Genomic DNA, 18,251 nt, shown 5'->3' with positions numbered 1-18,251 from the left:
GGCCGGCGCCACTGCCGGCGCAGCCCTGCCTTGCCCACCAAGAGGACTGGATCATGAATACGTCTCGCGTATACAAGAACAAGCACCGCGCCGCTACGGTCGCGATCGCGTTGGCCGGCGCCCTGCTATGCGCCGCAGCGGCGCGGGCGGACGGCCCGGCGTGGTCGTACCAGGGAGCCGACGGCCCCGCGCACTGGGGCACGCTGGCTCCGGGCTATGCCACCTGCGAGCTGGGCAAGAACCAGTCCCCGGTCGACATACGCAGCACGGTCAGCGCAGCCCTGCCCAAGCTGCGCATCAAGTATCCGCAGGCCGCCAAGACCGTCGTCAACAACGGTCACGGCGTCCAGGCCGACTTCCCCCCTGGCAATGTCCTGACCCTGGACGACACGCAGTTCCAGATGCAGCAGGTGTATTTCCACGCGCCCAGCGAACATCGCATCAAGGGCAAGGTGTATCCGCTCGAAGCCCATTTCGTGCATGCCGACAAGCACGGCAACCTGGCCGTCGTCGCCGTGCTGTTCCAGTTGGGGCGCGCCAATCCGGGCGTCACCCGGCTCTGGGCGCAAATGCCCGCCGAGCCCGGCCAGCCGGCGGCACTGAAGGCCACCGTCAGGCCCTCGGCCCTGATGCCGGTTTCGCTGCACTACTACCGCTACAACGGCTCGCTGACCACCCCGCCCTGCACTGAAGGCGTACGCTGGCTGGTGCTCAGCAAGCCCCTCAGCGTGTCCCAGGCCCAGGTCGACGCCTTCAAGAAAGTCATGCACCAGCCCAACGACAGGCCGGTTCAGCCCCTGAACGGCCGCGTCATCTTGCACTAGGCCCTGTTCACACGAAAAGGGTACCGCACTGGCGGGCAAGCGGGCGCCAGGCCAGGCGCGAGCCCCGGAAAAGACCCGGCTCCGTAGGCGGTCGCTCAGCGCGGGCCAGGCGCGGCCATCCGCTGCGCCTGCGTGGCGTCGCCGGCCTGCTGCAGGCGCCACATCTGCGCGTAGCGGCCGCCCGCCGCCAGCAGGCCGGCGTGCGTGCCGCGCTCGACGACGCGGCCATGATCCAGCACTAGGATCTCATCGGCATGCGCGATGGTCGACAGCCGGTGGGCGATGATCAAAGTGGTGCGGTCGCGCGAGATCTGCTCCAGCTCTTCCTGTATGGCCCGCTCGGTGCGGCTGTCCAGGGCGCTGGTGGCCTCGTCGAAAATCAGTATCGGCGGGTTCTTCAGCAAGGTGCGGGCGATCGCCACGCGCTGTTTTTCCCCGCCCGACAGCTTCAGCCCGCGCTCGCCCACCTGGGTCTCGTACTGGTCGGGCAGGCTCATCACGAAATCGTGGATGCGTGCCGAGGTGGCCGCCTGGATGACGTCTTCGCGGCTGGCCTGCGGCTTGCCGTAGGCAATGTTATAGAAAATAGTGTCGTTGAACAGCACCGTGTCCTGGGGCACGATGCCGATATGCCGGCGCAGGCTGGCCTGGGTCAGGTCGCGTACGTCCGTGCCGTTGATGCGAACCGTGCCGCCCTGCGCATCATAGAAGCGGAACAGCAGGCGCGACAGGGTCGACTTGCCGGCTCCCGAGGCCCCGACCACCGCCAGCGTACGGCCGGCCGGAATCGTGAAGCTGACGTCGTGCAATATGCGGCGCCGGCTGTCGTAGCCGAAATCGACGTGCTCGAATTCGACGCCGGCGCGCGCGGTATCCAGCGCGCGCGCCGGCGGCCTGTCGGCGACTTCCATATCCTGCTCGAGCAGGCCGAACATGCGCTCCATGTCGGCCAGCGCGTGCTTGATCTCGCGGTACACGAAGCCCAGGAAATTCAAAGGCGCGTACAGCTGGGTCAGGTAGGCCGACACCAGCACCACGTCGCCCACCGTCATGCCACCGTGCAATACGCCGCGCGCCGCCAGCCACAGCAGCAGCGTGATGCCGACGGTGATGATGGCGCCCTGCCCCATGTTCAGGAAGTTCAGCGAAACCTGGTTGCGCACCGCCGAATCGACCCACTTGCCCAGATTACGGTCGTAGCGATCCAGCTCGTAGCCCTCGTTGCCGAAATACTTGACGGTTTCGTAATTGATCAGCGCATCGATCGCCTTGCTGTTGGCCTTGCTGTCCAAGTCGTTCATGCTGCGCCGATACACCATGCGCTTTTCGGTCACCAGCAGCGTGAAGACTATGTAGCAGACGATGGTGCCCAGGGTCACCACGGCAAACGGCCAGGCGTAGCGCCACAGCAGTATCCCCGTGACCATGCCGATTTCCAGCAGGGTCGGCAGGATGTTGAAGACGGTGAAGTTGAGCAGGAAGCCTATGCCCTTGGTGCCGCGCTCGATGTCGCGGCTCAGGCCCCCGGTCTGGCGCTGCATGTGAAAACGCAGCGACAGCGCCAGCAAGTGCTGGAACACCTTGGTGGCGACACTGCGGATGGCTTCTTGCGTGACGCGCGCGAACAAGGCGTCGCGCAGCTCGCCGAATATGCTGCCGGCCAGCCGCGCGAAGCCATAGCCCAGCAGCGCCGCCACCGGCAGCGCCAGCAGCGTGGCCGGCACGCTCAAGGCGTCGACGATGCGCTTCAAGTAAATAGGCAGCACCACACTGGCCACCTTGGCGGCGATCAGGCAGCCCAGGGCCAGCAGCACGCGCAGCTTGGACTGCCAAAGAAAGGGCAACAGCGAACGGATGGTCTGCCAATCGTTGCGGTGTTCGGGCGCCGGGCCGGTGTGGGTGAATCTCATCGAGGTAGGTCTTCCAAGCAGCCTGAAACATTAACATGACTGCACGGAAGACATCGGCGCCGGGCGTGTACGCGCAGACGCCCCGGCACCCAGAAGACAGCGGCAATGTATTGTTACCCTTGCCCCGGGCGTCCGGAACTTTCGCGTTATCAGACTCCCTATACAATACTTGCGCAATAAATCCCGACCGTAAAACGGAGTATTGATGTCCGACCCTTCGTTCGATTACGAAGCCGCGCTGGCCGCCTGCGCGCAAGGCGACCAGACGGCATTCCAGGAACTGTTCCGGCACGAATCCCCACGCATGCTGGCGCTGGCCGCGAAGATGCTGTCGCGGCGCGCCGATGCGGAAGAACTGGTGCGCGATTCCTATGTGCTGATCTGGAAGAATGCTGCGAGCTACGACCCCGCCATGGGCCCCGCGCGCGCCTGGATCTACAGCATCCTGCGCTACCGCGTCCTGCAGCAGTTGCGCCAGCCCGGCCGGCCCGGCGGCGCCGACGATGCCTGGATCGACACCTTGCCCGACCAGCCTTGCGCCAGCACCGCGGACACGGCGCCGGACGAGGTGGCGCAGCGCCTGGCCGAGCTCGACGACACGCAGCGCCGCCCCATCATGATGGCTTTTTATAACGGCCTGACCTACGAACAGATCGCGGTGCGCCTGGCCGCGCCCGTAGCCCAGATCAAGGCACACGTCCGCGCCGGATTGCGTGCGCTGCAAGAGACCGCACAAACATGAGCACCGAACTGGCGGCAGACAAAGAGCTGCTGATAGCCGAATACACCCTGGGCCTGCTCGACGGGCACGAAACCGCCCAGGCCCAGACCCTGCTGAGCACAGACAAGGTTGCGGCAGTCGCCGCGCTGCAATGGGAAAACCGCTTCCTGAGGCTGGTCGATCAGCTGCCGCCCGTGGAGCCCTCGGCGCAAATGCTGCAGCACATCCAGGCGCGCCTGGGCCTGCAGGCAACGCGCCCGGAACGCAAGCGAGGGCAGCGCGCCAAGCCATCTCAAGAACAGGACGGAACCCGCTCCGCCTCCATCTGGAGCAGCGTGTGGTTGTGGCGCGCCGTGAGCCTGTGCCTGGCCGTCCTGGCCATCGGCCTGGGGCTGGCTCGCAAGCCCCCGCCGGGAGCCACGACCCGACAGGGCCAGCAGACCGCGGACTCGCCTCAGGCGGCGACCCCGGCAGCAGCGCCGCAAGCCCTGCCGCCGCAACTGGCGATTCTGCAGGCTCCGGGACAAAGCTCTACACCGGCCTGGACAGTCATGTTCGATGCGCAGCACGATCTGGTATTCAAGCCCCTGGTGCACAGCGACATTCCTGCCACCTCGTCGGCACAGCTCTGGACACACTCCACCGAAAGCGCCACGCCCAGGTCGCTAGGCGTCATCGACCCGAACCAGACGACCAAGATCACAGCAGCGAACGCGGGCGACATCGTGCCAGGCCAGATTTTCGAGATCACGCTCGAACCGCAGGGCGGTTCGGCCACCGGCCCCACCGGCCCGGTGCTGTTCATAGGGCGGATGATAGCGCTGGCGCCTTAGTGCCGAACCGGCGCTAGCAAAGCACCACGTTCACGGCCAGGCCGCCGCGCGAGGTTTCCTTGTACTTGCTGCGCATGTCGGCGCCGGTCTGGCGCATGGTTTCGATGACGGCGTCCAGCGACACATGGTGCGTGCCGTCGCCCTGCAGGGCCAGGCGCGCGGCATTGATGGCCTTGACGGCCCCCATGGCATTGCGCTCGATACAGGGGATCTGCACCAGCCCGCCTATGGGGTCGCAGGTCAGGCCCAGATTGTGCTCCATGCCGATTTCGGCGGCGTTTTCCACCTGATGCGGCGTGCCGCCCGACACCGCCGCCAGCCCGGCGGCGGCCATGGAACAAGCCACGCCGACCTCGCCCTGGCAGCCGACTTCGGCGCCGGAAATCGAAGCATTGCGCTTGTACAGGAAAGCGATCGCGGCAGCGGTCAAAAGAAAATCGATAATGCCGGCGTCGCAACTGCCCGGCACGAACGCCTGGTAATAGCGCAGCACCGCCGGCACCAGGCCGGCCGCGCCGTTGGTGGGTGCGGTCACCACCCGGCCCCCGGCGGCGTTCTCTTCATTGACGGCCATGGCGTACACATTGACCCAGTCCATGGCGTTCAGTGGGTCTTGGCGGGCGGTGTCCTGCTGCAGCTCGCGGTACAGGGCCGGAGCACGGCGCCGCACCCTGAGCGGCCCGGGCAGCATGTCGTCGACCGGCTGGCTGCCCAGGCCGCAGCCGCGATCCATACAGGCATTCATGACGTGCGCGATGCGCAGCACACCGGCTTCGAGCTCGGCCGGCGGCACGCGTACGCATTCGTTGGCGCGCATCAGCGCCGCGATCGACAGGCCGCTCTGGTCGCACTGCTGCATGAGCTGGGCGCCGCTTGCGAACGGGTATGGCACCGGATCGCCGGCCGCCGGATTGCCGGCCAGACGGCTTTCATCGGCGTCGGCCGCATCCAGCCCCTGGATGAAGCCGCCGCCTATGGAGAGATAGCGTTCGGTGCGCAGCAACTGCCTCTGGGCATCGAGCGCGCTGAAGCGCATGCCGTTGGGATGCTCCGTCATGGGCTTGAGGTGGTAGGAGAAGTCTTTGTCCGGATCGAAGGCGATGATGTGGGAATTCCACAGCCGCAATTCGCGTGCCTGGCGTACGCCATCGATCAGCGCACCGATGCGGTCGGGGTCGACCGTATCGGGCGCCTCGCCCATCAGGCCGAGCATGATGCCGCGGTCGGTGCCATGGCCACGGCCGGTCGCGGCCAGCGAGCCATAAAGTTCCACCCGCAGCGCGCGTACCTGCGCCAGCTGGCCCGCCTGCTGCAGGCTGCGGGCGAAATTGCGGGCGGCGCGCATCGGGCCCACGGTATGCGAGCTGGACGGCCCTATGCCTATTTTGAAGATGTCAAATACCGACAGCGTCATCCTGCAGAGCCTCCAATTCCCGGTCATTGAATCCGGCGGCCCGCCGGGCCTCGAGATTGAAGGGGCCGTGCAGGCGCGGGGCGCGATAGGCGGCGGCCAGGGCTTGATAGTTTTGATGGGGATCCAGGCCCTGCTGCTCGCACAAGTAACGATACCACCGGTTGCCGACGGCTACATGGCCGATCTCGTCCCTGAGGATGATGTCGACAATGGCCGCGCCGCGCGCATCGCCGGCCGCCGCCAGCTTGCCGCGCACCACGGGCGAGGCGTCCAGCCCGCGGGCTTCCAGCGTGCGCGGCACCAGCGCCATGCGCGCCAGCGCGTCGCCGCGGGTGCGCTGGGCCATTTCCCACAAGCCGTCGTGCGCCGGGAAATCGCCATACTCATGGCCCAGGCCGCGCAGATGCGCATCCAGCAGGCCGAAGTGCTCGCCCTCTTCGCGCGCCACGCGAGCCCAGTCACGGTAATACTGCGCCGGCATGCCCGCGAAACGCCAGACGGCATCCAGGGCTAGGTTGATGGCGTTGAACTCGATATGCGCCAGGGAATGGATCAGCGCGGCCAGGCCGGCCGGGGTATGCACGGCGCGCTTGCGCAGGCGCTGGGGCGGCACCAGCTCGGGCTTGGCCGGGTGGCCCGGCAAGCCTTCGGGCTGGGCCAGCACGGCTGCGGCGCCCGCCTCCAGGCTGTCGTCCAGCGCGCCCAGCGCAGCCAGCTTGGCTTGCGGGTCGGCAATCGCCAGCGCCGCAAGCGCGACCTGCCTGAGGCTGTGCCGCGAGGCCTGCGCCACGTCAGGCCGATTCGTCGGGCGCGGCCCCTATGGCCTCGGCCAGCAGATCGCTGGCGGCCACCAGATCGGCACGCAGGGCCTGGAATTCCTGGCCGCTGAGGCGCACCGCGGCCTCTTGATCGTGCGGCGCCTCGCGCGCGTCGCCCAGGCGATTGCGCGCGCCGCTGATGGTGAAACCCTGCTCGTAGAGCAGGTCGCGGATGCGGCGGATCAGCAGTACTTCGTGATGTTGATAGTAGCGCCGGTTGCCGCGGCGCTTGACCGGCTTGAGCTGAGTGAATTCCTGCTCCCAGTAGCGCAATACGTGGGGCTTGACGCAGCACAGTTCGCTGACTTCGCCGATCGTGAAATAGCGCTTGGCCGGAATCGGCGGCAAGGTGACTGGGGCTTCGGTCGGGCTCATGAGCGGATTCTATATTCAGTTGCTGAGAAACGCGGGAAAGGCAAGCTGTCGCGCCTGCGCCGCCACGACAAACAGGGCGGCAGCGCTTATTCGCCCGCCGCGGCCGCGGCCGATTGCTCGACCACGCCCTTGAGTTTCTGGCTGGCGTGGAAAGTTACCACGCGCCTGGCTGCGATCGGGATCACTTCGCCGGTCTTGGGGTTGCGGCCGGGGCGCGGCGGCTTGTCGCGCACCTGGAAATTGCCGAAGCCCGAGAGCTTCACTTCGACCCCGCGCGCCAGGGATTCGCGGATTTCTTCGAAGAACGTATCGACTATGTCTTTGGCTTCGCGCTTGTTCAGGCCGACACGGTCGAACAGCAGCTCGGCCAGCTCGGCTTTGGTCAAGGTACGGGATTCTTCCTGATTCATCGGTCCACTCCTTATGCGCGCAGGCGCACCCCATGAGCGCTGACGAGCGCCTCTAATAGCCGATTTATACACTGTTCCACAGTGGCATCGTCCAGAGTGACCTCTGGATCTTGTAACCAAAAGCGAAACGCCATGCTCTTTTCCGAAGCCGGCCCCGCGGCGGCGTCGCGCCACACGTCGAACAGGCGTATGTCGCGTACGATGGATAGCTTACCATCGGAAGCAATGACTTGGGCGAGCGTATCGAGCAGGCTCTGATAAGCCACTTGCGGCGCGACCCACACCGCCAGGTCGCGGATCACCACGGGCTGGCGCGACAGCTCGCCGGGCTGGGGCATCAGCGCCGTCGATATCGACGCCTCATCCAGCTCGAAGACCACGGGCGCCCGGTTCAGTTCGGCCTGTTGCGCCAGCCGCGGATGCAGCTCGCCCAGCCAGCCTATGGGCTGGCCATGCAGTTCCAGGCGCGCCGAGCGCCCAGGATGCAGCGCCGGGTGCGGCGCCGCCACGCAGCGCAACGCGTCGGCCTGCGCGCCGAGCAGCGTTTCGACGTCTTTCTTGACGTCGTAGAAATCCACCGGACGCGATGCCGCGCCCCACTGCTCTTCGAGCGCCGGCCCCCAGGCCGCGCCCGCCAGGCGCAGCGGCTGGCTGACGCCGGCCACGCTGAGTTCGCCGTCGGCAACCGAGGCGTCGCGCGCAAAGACGCGGCCCAGCTCGAACACCCGGATGCGGCTTTGCTTGCGGTTGATGTTGTGCTGAATATTGGCCACCAGCCCCGCGATCAGGCTGGAACGCATCACGGCCAGCTGGCTGGCAATGGGGTTGAGCAGCCGGATCGGATCGTCGTTGCCGGCGTAGTCGTGTTCCCAGGCCTGCTCGACGAAAGAAAAATTGATGACTTCCTGGTAGTCCAGCGCCGCCATGCTGCCGCGCAGTGCGTGCGGGCCGCGCAGCGTCTCGGGCTCGCAGCGCATTTCGGCGCGCGCCAGCGGCGGCAGGTCGGGAATGCGCTCGAAACCATAGATGCGCGCCACTTCCTCGATGAGGTCTTCTTCGAGGAACAAGTCGTAGCGGTAGGACGGCGGCGTCACCAGGAAGGTATCGTCCTCGAGCCGGCACGGCAGGCCGAGGCTGCGGAAGATGCCGAGGATTTCATCGCGCGGCACCGGCACGCCCAGCACGCGATGGCAGCGCGCCAGGCGCATGGCGACCGGGTCGCGGCGCGGCAGGTCTATGACTTGGTCGTCCACCGGGCCGGCGCTGCCGCCGCAGATTTCCAGGATCAGGCCGGTCATGCGCTCCAGGTGCTCGACTACCGATGCGAAATCGACGCCGCGCTCGAAGCGGTGGCTGGCCTCGGAGCTGAACTTGTAGCGGCGCGCGCGCCCCATGATCGCCTCGGGCCACCAGAATGCCGCTTCCAGATAGATGTCGGTGGTGTCCAGGGTGACCGCGGTGGCCTCGCCGCCCATGATGCCCGCCAGGCTTTCGACCTCATCGCCGGCGACGATCACGCCCACGTCGGGCGCCAGCGCGACGGTCTGGCCATTGAGCAGCTCGAGCGACTCGCCTTCCCGCGCCCAGCGCACGGTCAGGCCGCCCTGGATGCGTTTCAGGTCGAACACGTGGGTGGGCCGCCCCAGCTCCAGCATGATGTAGTTGGAAATATCCACCAGCGCCGAGATCGAGCGCTGGCCGGCACGTTCCAGGCGGGACTTGATCCAGTCGGGCGTGGCCGCGCGCGCGTTCACGCCGCGCAGGATGCGTCCGGCAAAGCGGCCGCACAGATCGGGCGCCTGCACCGTGACGGGCAGGCGGTCGTCCAGCGCCACAGGCGCCGCCTCGATTACCGGCGGCGTCAGCGCGGCGCCGGTCAAGGCCGAGACTTCGCGCGCCACGCCCAGTATCGACAGGCAGTCCGCACGGTTGGGAGTCAGCTTCAGGGTGAACAGGGTATCGTCCAGATCCAGCGCTTCGCGCAGCGACTGGCCGGGCTGGGCCGCAACATCCAGCACCAGCAGGCCGGCGTGATCCTGCGACAGGCCCAGCTCGCGCGCCGAGCACAGCATGCCCAGCGACTCCACGCCGCGCATCTTGGCGCGGCCGATGCGCATGCCGCCGGGCAGCACGGCGCCGATGCGCGCCAGCGGCACCTTCAGGCCGGCCGCGGCATTCGGCGCGCCGCAGACGATCTGCAGCGGCTCCCCCGAGCCGTCGTCGACCCGGCACACGCGCAGCTTGTCGGCATTCGGATGCGCCTCGACGGCAACGATGTGCGCCACCACCACGCCGGAGAACGGCGGCGCGACCGGCCGCGTTTCTTCGACCTCCAGACCGGCCATGGTCAGGCGCTGCGACAGCGCTTCGGTATCGATGTCGGGGTTGGAAAAAGTGCGCAGCCAGGATTCGGGAAATTGCATGATGGAATGAGATCTGGATTCGGTTGACGTTGCGTGCGGACTTGCCGGAGCCTTGGTGCCCGCCCGGTACGCCCCGGCGAGCTGGCCTGCCGGCCCGCCGGTGCGGACTCGGGCGCCGGCGCTAGCTGTTGAACTGGCGCAGGAAGCGCAGATCGCCCTCGAAGAACTGGCGCAGATCATTCACGCCGTAGCGCAGCATGGTCAGGCGCTCGAGCCCCGAGCCGAAGGCGAAGCCGATATAGCGCTCGGGATCGAGTCCGAAATTGCGCACGACCTGCGGGTGCACCTGGCCCGAGCCTGAAATTTCAAGCCAGCGCCCGCGGTTCGGCCCCGACGTGAACATCATGTCGATTTCCGCCGAGGGTTCCGTGAACGGGAAGAACGACGGGCGGAAGCGCACCGAAAGGTCATCCGTCTCGAAGAAGGCCCGCAGAAAATTGGTGTAGACGCCCTTGAGATCCGCAAACGAGATGTCCTCGGCGACCCACAGGCCCTCGACCTGGTGGAACATGGGCGAATGGGTGGCATCGCTGTCGACGCGATAGGTGCGCCCGGGCGCAATGACCTTGATGGGCGGCTTGTGCATGCGGGCGTAGCGCACCTGCATGGGGCTGGTGTGCGTGCGCAGCAGCAGCGGCAGGCCGCCGGCGTCCTGCATGTCTATATAGAAGGTGTCCTGCATCGAGCGCGCCGGATGGTTCTCCGGGTTGTTCAGCGCAGTGAAATTGGTCCAGTCATTTTCGATTTCGGGGCCATCGGCCACGTCGAAGCCGATCGAGCGGAAAATGGCCTCTACCCGCTGCCAGGTGCGGATCACCGGATGGATGCCGCCGGTGCCGCGGCCGCGCCCCGGCAGAGTCACGTCTATGGTTTCCGCCGCCAGGCGGCGGTCGAGATCGGCCTGCGCCAGCTGCGCGCGGCGCTCGTTGAGCAGGCCCTCGATTTGCTGCTTGAGCTGATTGATGCGCGCGCCTTCGGCGCGCTTGCGCTCCGGATCCAGTTGCGCCAGGCCCTTGAGCAGCGCCGTCAGCGCGCCCTGCTTGCCCAGGAACCTGGCCTTGGCGTTCTCTAGCGCCGCCGCGTCCTGCGCATGCGCGAACTGTTCTTTTGCCTGATCGATCAGGCCATCATCCGGAGAAGTCATGTTTATCGCTTTCCCAAATGCAAACGGAGCCCGACAGAGCCCCGTTCGCGACACTACAGGATCGAAATCGATCAGGCGGCCAACGCGGACCTGGCTTGGGCGACAACGGCGGCAAAGCCGGCCTTGTCGTTCACGGCCATGTCGGCAAGCACCTTGCGATCCAGTTCGATCGAGGCCTTCTTGGTGCCGGCGATGAACACGCTGTAGGTAATGCCGAGTTCGCGGCAGGCCGCGTTGATACGCGTGATCCACAGCGCACGGAAGGTGCGCTTCTTGTTGCGGCGGTCGCGGTAGGCATATTGCCCGGCGCGCATGACCGCTTGCTTGGCAATGCGGAATACATTGCCGCGGCGGCCGCGGTAGCCCTTGGCGGCCTTGATGACTTTTTTATGGCGGGCGCGGGCGGTAACGCCGCGTTTTACTCGAGGCATGGCAGATCTCCGATAATCAAGCGAAAGGCATCATTGCCTTGACCGAGGCGATATTCGTCTCGTGCACCGCGGCAGAACCGCGCAGATGGCGCTTGTTCTTCGTGGTTTTCTTGGTCAGGATATGGCGCTTGAACGCCTGACCCCGCTTGATCGATCCGCTGCCGCGAACCTGAAAGCGCTTCGCAGCGCTTTTCTTGGTTTTCATCTTGGGCATGACATAGCTCACTGATGTGTGAAGAGAGGTGATTGCCGCTGATACCAAGACGGTACCGGCAATGCTTGTACGACCCAGCTTCACTTGTTTTATTTCCCGGATGGCAATGCGCCAGAAGCCTATGGCCGAACCTCGGACATTCGATCCGAGAAGCCCTGCACTATCCATGCAAAGCACCCTGACGCCAATTCAATGCAAACCGTTACGATGAAGTCCATCTTATTGAAAACCCATATAGTCTGGGTAAACAGGCCTCGATCGCACAAGTTTGTAAGCCAGCCAGAAAAGCTCTTGATTATATGACGATTTTTCCCCGCTTGTCCATTGGCGGCCCAGAGCCGGCTTGCTTGAGGGAAAGTCCGGATACGCCGCGACCCACCTTCATTTATATACTGCCCACATAGTTACAAATCTTTGATCAAAGATTTGATTTCTGCACGGCCCGGCATGCGGGCCAGCTTCCCTACACCGGCATTCCCATTCCACATGGCATCTACGAACGGCAGATTCGAACCCTCCCCCGTAGAACACGTGTCCGTAAACCTGGCGGTTTACCGGCGCTTGTGCGACCACCTGATGCGCGGCGACTACGCGGCCGGGTCGGTACTGGGCATCCAGGAGCTGGCCGACGCCTTCGGCACCAGCGCCATGCCGGTGCGCGAAGCCTTGCGCCGCCTGGCCGCGCAGCGCGCGCTGGAACCCATGAAAAGCCGTTCGATGCGCGTACCCGTGCTGTCGGTGCAGCGCCTGCACGACATACGGCGCGCCCGCGTGCTGGTGGAAGGCGCCGCCACCGAATGGGCGGTCGAGCGCATGGGCACCGCGGAACTCGCCGAACTGCGCCGCCTGGCGCGCCGCATCGGCCAATCTCTGGCGCGCCCGGATGCACTGTCCGAGTGGGTGACCAGCAACCAGGCCTTTCATTTCACGATCTACCGGGCCAGCGCCTCGGAATCGCTGCTGGCCATGATAGAAAACCTGTGGCTGCAATCCGGCCCCTGCCTGCGCGCCGCCCGGGCGCTGATGCGTGCGGACGAGCGCCCGCCCGTCGAACTGCACGCCGCCATCGTCGCAGCCATCGAACAGCGCGACGCCAGCGGCGCGCGCGATGCGCTCGAGCGCGATATCTGCTGGTCGTTCGACCTGCTGCTCGAACACGGCATCGCGCCCGAGTCCGCGCCGCCGCGGCAGCGGCGGCAACGCAGTCCCACATATGCCTGAGAAATTACACGCCTCAAAGCCCCGACACACCCGGAAGCCTGGAAAGCCGGAAGCAACACCCCCAAAGCCATACACCTGAAAAACACCGACTCGAAAACTCCAAAGCCACTTACACACCTACCGCCCGCTCATAACCGTCACACCGGATTCCCAATATGCCTTCCCTGCACAAGCACCGCTCCCGCATCGTCACCCAAGGGCTCACCCATACGCCCAACCGCGCTTTCCTGCGCGGCACCGGCCTGGACGATGCTGCCCTGGAAAAATCCATGGTCGGCATCGTCAGCACCCAGGGGGACAACACGCCCTGCTCCATGGGCCTGGCGCCGCTGGCCGATCGCGCCCGCCTGGGGGTGGCCGCCGGCGGCGGCGTGCCGGTCAGCTTTTCGACGATCTCGATATCCGACGGCACCTCGATGAACCATGGCGGCATGCGCATGAGCCTGGTGTCGCGCGAGACCATCGCCGACAGCGTCGAGCTGGTGGTGCGCGGCCACGGCTACGACGGGCTGGTGGCCTTCGCGGGCTGCGACAAGACGCTGCCCGCCATGATGATGGCCTTGCTGCGCGTCAACGTGCCGGGGGTATTCCTGTACGGCGGCGCGACGCTGCCGGGCCGCGGCCTGGGCGGCCAGGCCACCATACTCGACACCATCGAGGCCGTGGGCCGGGTGCAGAACGGCGAGATGCCGCTGACCGACCTGCAGGCCATGGAACGCACCTGCCTGCCCTCGGTCGGCTCCTGTCCGGGCCAGTTCACGGCCAATACCATGGCCATGGTGGGCGAAGCGCTGGGCCTGTCGCCGCTGGGCTCGGCCATGATGCCGGCGGTCTATACCGAGCGCCTGGCCATCGCCTACCGCGCCGGCGAGCAAGTCATGCGCTGCCTGAACGACGGCGGCCCGCTGCCGCGCGACCTCGTCACCCGCGCCAGCCTGGACAATGCCTGCGCGGCGGTGGCCGCCACCGGCGGATCGACCAACGCCGCCCTGCACGTGCCGGCCATCGCGCACGAGGCCGGCATCCGCTACACGCTGGACGACGTCGCCGCGGTGTTCCGCCGCACCCCGCTGATCGGCGACCTGCAGCCCGGCGGCCGCTACCTGGCGCGCGACCTGCACGAAGCCGGCGGCGTGCCGGCGGTGCTCAAGGCGCTGCTGGTAGGCGGCTACGTGGACGGCAGCGTGCTGACGCTGGACGGCCGCACGCTGGCCGAGGCCCTGGCCGACGTACCCGAACCCGACGGCAAGGTGCTGCGCCCTTGCTCGCAGGCCATGCACCCGACCGGCGGCGTCACCGTGCTCAAGGGCAATCTGTGCCCCGATGGCGCCCTGCTGAAGATCGCCGGACTGAAATCGCTGAAGTTCTCCGGGCCGGCGCGCGTCTTCGAAAACGAAGAGTCCTGCATGCACGTCGTCTCGCAGCGCACGTACCAGCCCGGCGAGGCGCTGGTGATACGCAACGAAGGCCCCAAGGGCGGCCCGGGCATGCGCGAAATGCTTAGCGTCACGGCGGCGCTGTATGGCCAGGGCATGGGCGAGAAGGTAGCGCTGCTGACCGACGGCCGCTTCTCCGGCGCGACCCGCGGCCTGTGCATCGGCTACATCGGCCCCGAGGCCGCCGCCGGCGGCCCCATCGCGCTGCTGCGCGACGGCGACATGATCCACATCGACGCCGAAGCGGGCACGCTGAGTGTCGACCTGAGCGAGGCCGAACTGCAAGCGCGCCGCGCCAGCCACGTGCCCGCCGCCCAGCCGCGCCTGGCCGGCGCACTGGAAAAATACGCCGCGCTGGTGCGGCCCGCGCACGAAGGCGCGGTCACCCACTCCGGCAACCTGCAGTGGCCCTACGAAACACCGGAGGGCTCATGAGCGCGGTACTGGGATTCTGCGGCGCGGGCCTGATGGGCGCGCCCATGATCAGGCGCCTGCTGGCCGCGGGGCATCAGGTGCACGTCTGGAACCGCAGCCCCGCAAAGGCGCAGGCACTGGCCGCCGACGGCGCGCAAGCCGTCGCCAATCCCGCCGAGGCCGCGGCGGGAGCACAGGCGGTATTCCTTTGCCTGACGGATCAGAACGCCGTCGAGTCCACCGTATTCGGGCCCCAGGGCATACAGCAGACCCAGGGCGGCTGGCTGATCGATCATTCCAGCATTTCGCCCGCGGCCACGCGCGACTATGCCCGTCAGCTTTACGAGACCACCGGCCGTGTCTGGATCGACGCTCCGGTGTCGGGCGGCACTGCGGGCGCGGCCGCCGGCACGCTGTCGGTGATGGCCGGCGGCCCGGCAGAGGCCTTGCAACAGGTCGAGCCGTGGATACGCGCCTATGCCGCGCGCATCACGCGCGTGGGCGACAGCGGCGCCGGCCAGACCGCCAAGCTGTGCAACCAGACCATCGTCGCCAGCACCATCAACGCCATCGCCGAAGCCGTGGCGCTGGCCGCCCACAGCGGCATGGACGCATCAGTCTTGAACGGCGCGCTGGCCGGCGGCTGGGCCGATTCCGCGCTATTGCAGATTTTCGTGCCGCGCATGACCGCGCCCGCCGGGCAGCCCCTCGGAGCCCTGGCCACCATGCTCAAAGACGTCGAGAACATCGCCGCGCTGGCGCAGCAGACCGGCACCGACATGCGCGGGCTGCGCGCGGTGCTGGACAGCTATCGCGAAGCGGCGCGGCTAGGCCTGGGCCCGGCAGACATATCCGAACTGGTGCGCGTAGCGTGGCCCGAAAGGCCGCCCGGCCCCGCCGCCGCAAGCTAAAGCCGCGCACCCGAACCCAAGCTCATACGCAGTCCCATCCACCACCCACGCTACCAACACACCAACGAGGAGACACATGTTCAAGCACCTAAGCAAATATCTGGCCTGCATGGCCATGGCCGCGGCGGCCGCCGCACCGGCCGCCGCCAACGATTGGCCGTCCCACTCCATAGCCTGGATCGTGCCCTATTCCGCCGGCGGCGGCATAGACTTCGTGGTGCGCCTGCTGGGCAAGGAAATTTCCAGCAAACTGGGCCAGAGCATCATCGTCGAGAACAAGCCCGGCGCCGGCACCATCATCGGCGCCAACGCCATACTCAACGCCAAGCCCGACGGCTACACCATAGGCACCATGGACGCCACGGCGCTGGCCTACAACCCCTCGCTGTACGCGTCCCTGCCCTACGATCCGAAGAAGTTCACCTATATTTCGGGCCTGGGCATCTTCCCGCTGGTCATCGCCGTCGAGGCCAGCTCGCCCTATAAAACCCTGGCCGATCTCATCAAGGACGCACGCGAGCATCCGGGCAAGGTCACCTGCGGATCGCCCGGCGTGGGCACCCCGCACCACCTCACCCTGGATCTGTTCGCACGTCTGGAAGGCCTGAAGATCACCCACGTGCCCTACAAGGGCGGCGCGCCCGCGGCTCAAGGCCTGGTCAGCAAGCAAACCGTAATGGACATCACCGACATCGCCACCATCATGCCCTTCTACAAGAGCCATCGGGTGCGCATCCTGGCGACCATCACACCGAAACGCATGGATATTCTGCCCGACGTGCCGACGATCGAAGAGGCTGGCGTCAAGGGCCTGTCGTCCAACGCCTGGACCGGCATCGTCGGGCCCGCAGGCATGCCCAAGGACGTCGTGCTGAAGCTGAACAAGGCCATCAATGAAGGCCTGGCCTCGGCCAACTTCCAGAGCCAGGTGCACGACATGCTGGGCCTGCAGGCCATGCACATGACCCCGGACGAATTCCATCAGTACGCAACCCAGCAGCGTGAATTCTGGTCCAAGCAGATCAAGGCCTCGGGCATTACCTTGCAGGTGAAATAAGCCGCGCGGCCGGGCTCGGCCCCTGCGCCCGCGCCGGCTCTACGGCGGTCGGGCCGCGGGCGCGCACGCGGCTCGCGGCGTGCCACCCGCCGCGTGCGCCACCCGCATGCCGGTACGGCTACGGCTGCCCCCGCCCGTCTGCCGGTTTTTTGAGCAAGAGCCGGATGCGCTATGCTTCACAGCTTCGACACATCGCGGCTTGCCGCCCTATCGACAGACAATGAGCATACCTTCAGGCTATACCATCGTGCACAGACCCAGCGAGTTCACGGATCTGTGCGGCCCCTTTTACGAAAAAAAAGAAAACGGCGTGCGCACCGAACTGGCAATGCGCATCCAGGACAAGCATCGCAATCTGCGCGGCATCGCCCACGGCGGCCTGCTGGTCACGCTGGCCGACAGCGCCTTGGGCGACGCCATCATCGAGTGCTACGACGAACCCATCGGCCTGGTCACCGTGACCCTGAGCACCGATTTCCTGCGGCCCACCAAGATCGGCGACTGGGCGCGGGCGATCGTCGACGTACAACGGGCGGGCAGGCGCATGGCGTTTGCCGAATGTTCCGTATACGTGGAAGAAGACAAGGTTCTGCGAGCCAGCGGCGTATTCGCCGTCATGGATCCTGCAGGACGGCGCTAGCGCGTAAAATTGCCCGCACCCAACCAACGGAAACCCTACCATGTCCTTAGCACGAATTGCTGCAAGCACCCTGTTCTGCACCGCTGCCGTGGCCGGATTCCAGGCCCACGCGGCCGACAAGCCTGCCTGGCCCACGCACGCGATCCACATGATCGTGGCCTATCCGGCCGGCGGCGTCAGCGACACGGTCACCCGCGCCCTGGCAGAAAAGCTCACCGGCGACCTCGGTCAACCGGTGGTCGTGGAAAACCGCGGCGGTGCGGCCGGCACCATAGGCATGGACGTGGTCGCCAAGGCCGCCCCCGACGGCTACACCTTCGGTTTTTCCTCCATCAGCCCGCTGGCCCTGAATCCGCACCTGATGAAGCCGCCCTTCAATCCCGAAAAGGACATCCTGCCGGTCGTCAGCGTCATGTATTCGCCGGTCGTGCTGCTGGCCACCCAGGCCCCGGACATGAAAGACGTCAAGGACTTCCCCGCCCTGATCGACCTGGCGCGCCGCAAGCCGGGCATGGTGTCATGGGCCACGTCGGGCAAGGGCTCGGTCGGCCACATCATGGCCGAACAAGTCATGCGCAAGGCCAATGTGAAGATCCTGGACGTACCCTACAAGGGCGCCGGCCAACAGATGCAGGACGCCCTGGGCGCCCAGTTCGACGTGCTGTCGGTCAATTCGGCGCCCATGCTGGCGCCGCAGATCAAGGCGGGCAAGCTGCGCCCGCTGGCCGTGGCCGCCCCGCAGCGCCTGGTTGAATATCCCACCATACCCACCTTCGCGGAACTGGGCTACCCGGGCGCCAACCTGTCGTCGCTGTTCGGCATCTACGCGCCCGCGGGCCTGCCCGCAGCGATCCTGCAGCGCATGAACGCCGCAGTCAACAAGGCACTGAAAGACCCGAAGGTGGCCGGCATCCTGACGCACAGCGACAACGTCGCCACCGGCGGCACACCCGAATCCTTCAAACAGGAAATCGAGCGCCAGTCGGTCAGCAATGCGCGCATCATCAAGGAAGCACACATCACGCTGCAGTAGGCTGCGGCCCATCACACCAAGG

At 66.4% G+C, this 18,251-nt stretch carries 18 protein-coding genes; 9 read left to right on the top strand and 9 right to left on the bottom strand.

From position 1 onward, the window contains the following. Nucleotides 1-53: 53 nt before the first annotated feature. Nucleotides 54-824 carry a carbonic anhydrase gene (locus tag CEY11_RS00165; RefSeq protein ID WP_088601557.1) on the top strand — a complete coding sequence of 257 codons (771 nt, stop codon included), beginning with the start codon at nucleotides 54-56 and terminating at the stop codon, nucleotides 822-824. Between the two features lie 95 nt (nucleotides 825-919). Here CEY11_RS00165 and CEY11_RS00160 read toward each other — a convergent pair whose 3' ends face one another. Further along, nucleotides 920-2,734, bottom strand: a complete 1,815-nt coding sequence (locus CEY11_RS00160) for an ABCB family ABC transporter ATP-binding protein/permease (protein ID WP_088601331.1) — start codon at nucleotides 2,732-2,734, stop codon at nucleotides 920-922. A 205-nt stretch (nucleotides 2,735-2,939) separates the two neighbouring features. On the opposite strand from CEY11_RS00160, the gene CEY11_RS00155 reads away from it, so the two are divergent. After that, complete coding sequence (locus tag CEY11_RS00155; RefSeq protein WP_088601330.1) at nucleotides 2,940-3,476, top strand: sigma-70 family RNA polymerase sigma factor; 537 nt, start codon at nucleotides 2,940-2,942, stop codon at nucleotides 3,474-3,476. After that, the gene (locus CEY11_RS00150; RefSeq protein WP_088601329.1) at nucleotides 3,473-4,288 is read left to right on the top strand and encodes an anti-sigma factor; all 816 of its coding nucleotides are present in this window, start codon (nucleotides 3,473-3,475) and stop codon (nucleotides 4,286-4,288) included. Before CEY11_RS00155 ends, CEY11_RS00150 begins: the two co-directional genes overlap by 4 nt. Nucleotides 4,289-4,301: 13 nt before the next feature. Here CEY11_RS00150 and CEY11_RS00145 read toward each other — a convergent pair whose 3' ends face one another. From CEY11_RS00145 to rpmI, 8 genes are all read right to left on the bottom strand, one after another. Next, the gene (locus CEY11_RS00145) at nucleotides 4,302-5,702 is read right to left on the bottom strand and encodes an L-serine ammonia-lyase (RefSeq protein WP_088601328.1); all 1,401 of its coding nucleotides are present in this window, start codon (nucleotides 5,700-5,702) and stop codon (nucleotides 4,302-4,304) included. Beyond that, nucleotides 5,683-6,492, bottom strand: a complete 810-nt coding sequence (locus tag CEY11_RS00140; RefSeq protein WP_088601327.1) for a ferritin-like domain-containing protein — start codon at nucleotides 6,490-6,492, stop codon at nucleotides 5,683-5,685. The genes CEY11_RS00145 and CEY11_RS00140 overlap by 20 nt, the downstream gene beginning before the upstream one ends. 1 nt (nucleotide 6,493) lies before the next feature. Further along, nucleotides 6,494-6,895, bottom strand: coding sequence for a MerR family transcriptional regulator (locus tag CEY11_RS00135; RefSeq protein ID WP_088601326.1), 402 nt, complete (start codon nucleotides 6,893-6,895; stop codon nucleotides 6,494-6,496). 86 nt (nucleotides 6,896-6,981) lie between these two features. Beyond that, the gene (locus tag CEY11_RS00130; protein ID WP_088601325.1) at nucleotides 6,982-7,305 is read right to left on the bottom strand and encodes an integration host factor subunit alpha; all 324 of its coding nucleotides are present in this window, start codon (nucleotides 7,303-7,305) and stop codon (nucleotides 6,982-6,984) included. Between the two features lie 11 nt (nucleotides 7,306-7,316). Beyond that, nucleotides 7,317-9,728, bottom strand: coding sequence for a phenylalanine--tRNA ligase subunit beta (gene pheT, locus CEY11_RS00125; RefSeq protein WP_088601324.1), 2,412 nt, complete (start codon nucleotides 9,726-9,728; stop codon nucleotides 7,317-7,319). A 121-nt stretch (nucleotides 9,729-9,849) separates the two neighbouring features. After that, complete coding sequence (gene pheS / locus CEY11_RS00120; protein ID WP_088601323.1) at nucleotides 9,850-10,872, bottom strand: phenylalanine--tRNA ligase subunit alpha; 1,023 nt, start codon at nucleotides 10,870-10,872, stop codon at nucleotides 9,850-9,852. A gap of 71 nt (nucleotides 10,873-10,943) precedes the next feature. After that, nucleotides 10,944-11,303, bottom strand: coding sequence for a 50S ribosomal protein L20 (gene rplT, locus CEY11_RS00115; protein WP_088601322.1), 360 nt, complete (start codon nucleotides 11,301-11,303; stop codon nucleotides 10,944-10,946). A 16-nt stretch (nucleotides 11,304-11,319) separates the two neighbouring features. Further along, nucleotides 11,320-11,517, bottom strand: a complete 198-nt coding sequence (rpmI, locus tag CEY11_RS00110) for a 50S ribosomal protein L35 (RefSeq protein WP_088601321.1) — start codon at nucleotides 11,515-11,517, stop codon at nucleotides 11,320-11,322. Nucleotides 11,518-12,048: 531 nt separating this feature from the next. On the opposite strand from rpmI, the gene CEY11_RS00105 reads away from it, so the two are divergent. The 6 genes from CEY11_RS00105 to CEY11_RS00080 all read left to right on the top strand — a co-directional run bounded on the left by CEY11_RS00105 (nucleotide 12,049) and on the right by CEY11_RS00080 (nucleotide 18,229). Continuing rightward, nucleotides 12,049-12,738 carry a GntR family transcriptional regulator gene (locus CEY11_RS00105; RefSeq protein WP_233154647.1) on the top strand — a complete coding sequence of 230 codons (690 nt, stop codon included), beginning with the start codon at nucleotides 12,049-12,051 and terminating at the stop codon, nucleotides 12,736-12,738. A gap of 155 nt (nucleotides 12,739-12,893) precedes the next feature. Beyond that, nucleotides 12,894-14,609: a dihydroxy-acid dehydratase gene (gene ilvD / locus CEY11_RS00100; protein ID WP_088601319.1), complete on the top strand. Its 1,716-nt coding sequence runs from the start codon at nucleotides 12,894-12,896 to the stop codon at nucleotides 14,607-14,609. Continuing rightward, nucleotides 14,606-15,499 carry an NAD(P)-dependent oxidoreductase gene (locus CEY11_RS00095; RefSeq protein ID WP_088601318.1) on the top strand — a complete coding sequence of 298 codons (894 nt, stop codon included), beginning with the start codon at nucleotides 14,606-14,608 and terminating at the stop codon, nucleotides 15,497-15,499. The genes ilvD and CEY11_RS00095 overlap by 4 nt, the downstream gene beginning before the upstream one ends. A 76-nt stretch (nucleotides 15,500-15,575) precedes the next feature. Continuing rightward, a complete protein-coding gene (locus CEY11_RS00090; RefSeq protein ID WP_088601317.1) occupies nucleotides 15,576-16,556 on the top strand; it encodes a Bug family tripartite tricarboxylate transporter substrate binding protein in 981 nt (326 codons plus the stop codon). Between the two features lie 220 nt (nucleotides 16,557-16,776). Then, nucleotides 16,777-17,196, top strand: a complete 420-nt coding sequence (locus tag CEY11_RS00085; protein WP_158215145.1) for a PaaI family thioesterase — start codon at nucleotides 16,777-16,779, stop codon at nucleotides 17,194-17,196. A gap of 40 nt (nucleotides 17,197-17,236) precedes the next feature. After that, nucleotides 17,237-18,229 carry a Bug family tripartite tricarboxylate transporter substrate binding protein gene (locus CEY11_RS00080; RefSeq protein ID WP_088601315.1) on the top strand — a complete coding sequence of 331 codons (993 nt, stop codon included), beginning with the start codon at nucleotides 17,237-17,239 and terminating at the stop codon, nucleotides 18,227-18,229. The last annotated feature ends 22 nt before the right edge of the window (nucleotides 18,230-18,251 follow it).

The organism is Candidimonas nitroreducens (assembly GCF_002209565.1).
GTDB lineage: Bacteria > Pseudomonadota > Gammaproteobacteria > Burkholderiales > Burkholderiaceae_B > Candidimonas > Candidimonas nitroreducens.
Note: the sequence above shows the minus strand (reverse complement) of the source record. Positions and strands in the feature narration are given on the sequence as shown.